At 62.3% G+C, this 1552-nt stretch carries 4 protein-coding genes; all 4 read right to left on the reverse strand.

What is annotated here, in order from left to right; translation table 11 throughout:
* The coding region (locus NDI85_RS20745) for a heavy-metal-associated domain-containing protein (RefSeq protein ID WP_310916867.1) at positions 1–198 on the reverse strand (198 nt) is incomplete at its 3' end.
* Positions 199–257: 59 nt separating this feature from the next.
* Positions 258–1007 carry a helix-turn-helix domain-containing protein gene (locus NDI85_RS20750; RefSeq protein WP_114578483.1) on the reverse strand — a complete coding sequence of 250 codons (750 nt, stop codon included), beginning with the start codon at positions 1005–1007 and terminating at the stop codon, positions 258–260.
* A 61-nt stretch (positions 1008–1068) separates the two neighbouring features.
* A complete protein-coding gene (locus NDI85_RS20755) occupies positions 1069–1353 on the reverse strand; it encodes a hypothetical protein (protein ID WP_006183450.1) in 285 nt (94 codons plus the stop codon).
* Between the two features lie 37 nt (positions 1354–1390).
* Positions 1391–1552, reverse strand: a 162-nt coding sequence (locus NDI85_RS20760) for a DUF6735 family protein (protein WP_310916870.1), incomplete at its 5' end; no start/stop codon positions are given.

Below are 1552 nucleotides of genomic sequence, written 5' to 3' on the forward strand. Positions count from 1 at the left end.
AGGGTCGTACGTGACGTTGGCTGTGCCGGTGGTCGGCTGGAGCGTGGCGTCAGTAATGCCGTCGACACGCTGGAGGCTCTTGTCCACCTTTTGGGCGCAAGAGGGACAGTCCATCTCGGGGACGACGAGGCGAGCGGTCAGCTCCCGCCGCTGCCCGCCGCCGCTCGTCTCCCCCGCTGTGTCCGGATTCTCTGTCATCACCTCACGGTAGGTGCGTCAGATCGATAAGCCTTTGTTGGAGTATTCCAAATCAAGGGTCAGCGTGTTGCTGGGGGCTCTTCGGGCAATCGTTCCCCGGCGACGTGCTGCTTCGCCAAGTGTTCCTCCGCCCGGCGGAGCCGGTAGGTGAGCGTCGACCGCGGCACGTTGAGATGCTCGGCCAGTTCGCCGACGTCGACCTCACGTGGGGACTCGTAGTATCCGTGTTCGACGGCTGCCTGAAGCGCGGCCTCTTGCTTCGGAGACATGTCACTTTGCGTCTCGTCGACTCCTTCCCCCGACGCCGTTGTGTCCGCGGTTCGGAGCATCTCCATCTGGGCGCAGTCCCCGACGGCGATTTTGAGGGCGTCGAAGAACGCGGACACGTCGCCCTCTCCGGAGTGGATGAGTCGCCACGTGTAGTGGTGGCCCTCGTGACGAGTCTCAAACAGCACGCCGTCGCCGAGGTGGTCGCGGGCGATGTGGGGGACGGACGCGCAGGAAGGGGTTCGCTCCCAGTCGGAGTAGAGGACGAGCGTGTCGTCCATGCGGTCGAGAACGCGGGTGGTCTGGGTGGCATTGCAGTCCTCGGTAGCCAAACAGTCGGCGTAGTAGTCGCTGGTGCGAAACGCGTCCTCGATGGCGTCAAGGGCATCCGGGCTGCCGGTAGCGTGGTCAACCCGCCAGAGACGCTCGGCAGTGGCGTGCAGCGAGAGCGACCGGACACGGGCGTCAGGGTGGTCGGCGAGGGTGTCCGCCACCCTGTTGCAGCCGGGCTCGTATTCGAGAGCGAAGACGAGTTCGCGCATACCCCGTCTAAGGCCTGCTACGACATAACCCATGGCCTGCAGCGTTGTCGACCAGTAGACCTCAGATCACGTCGTCCGGGTCGTGAACCTCCTGCATTCGCTGTGCTTCGGCCGCGTATTGCTCCTGGAGGTCGGGGTCATCGACCATGCCAAGATTGCCGGGTTCAGCATCGACTGCTGCTGTCGTGTCTCGGACGTCGGTGAAGGACGTGAGTGCGCGTTCCTTCCGATAGTACTGTTCGCCATCGGGTGTTGCGTAGGTGAGGATGATCAGGTTCTGTTCGTCATCGGAGTACGTCCGTTCGACAAGCCAAACACGAACGTCATCTTCAGACTGATTTGACATACTTAGACATCCCCCGATATCCACTAAGGGATTGGTGTTACGACTTGCCGAGACTCGCTGTCTCGAAGGGTGACTCTCCGGTCGGAATGAGCAGCTCCTGTCGGTCTCCGACTCGCTCGGCCAGCTTTCGTTTCAGGTACTGTCTCGCCGTCGACGGCGTGAAGACGCCCTTGTCGAGCATATCGCCGACGACGTCTTT

The sequence above is a fragment of the Haloarcula sp. S1AR25-4 genome (assembly GCF_031624555.1).
GTDB lineage: Archaea > Halobacteriota > Halobacteria > Halobacteriales > Haloarculaceae > Haloarcula > Haloarcula pellucida.

What these genes read in the sequence shown, in the direction of transcription:
- NDI85_RS20750 (WP_114578483.1), bottom strand. Translation starts at nt 1,007, where the DNA reads ATGCGCGAACTCGTCTTCGCTCTCGAATACGAGCCCGGCTGCAACAGG.
- NDI85_RS20755 (WP_006183450.1), bottom strand. Translation starts at nt 1,353, where the DNA reads ATGTCAAATCAGTCTGAAGATGACGTTCGTGTTTGGCTTGTCGAACGG.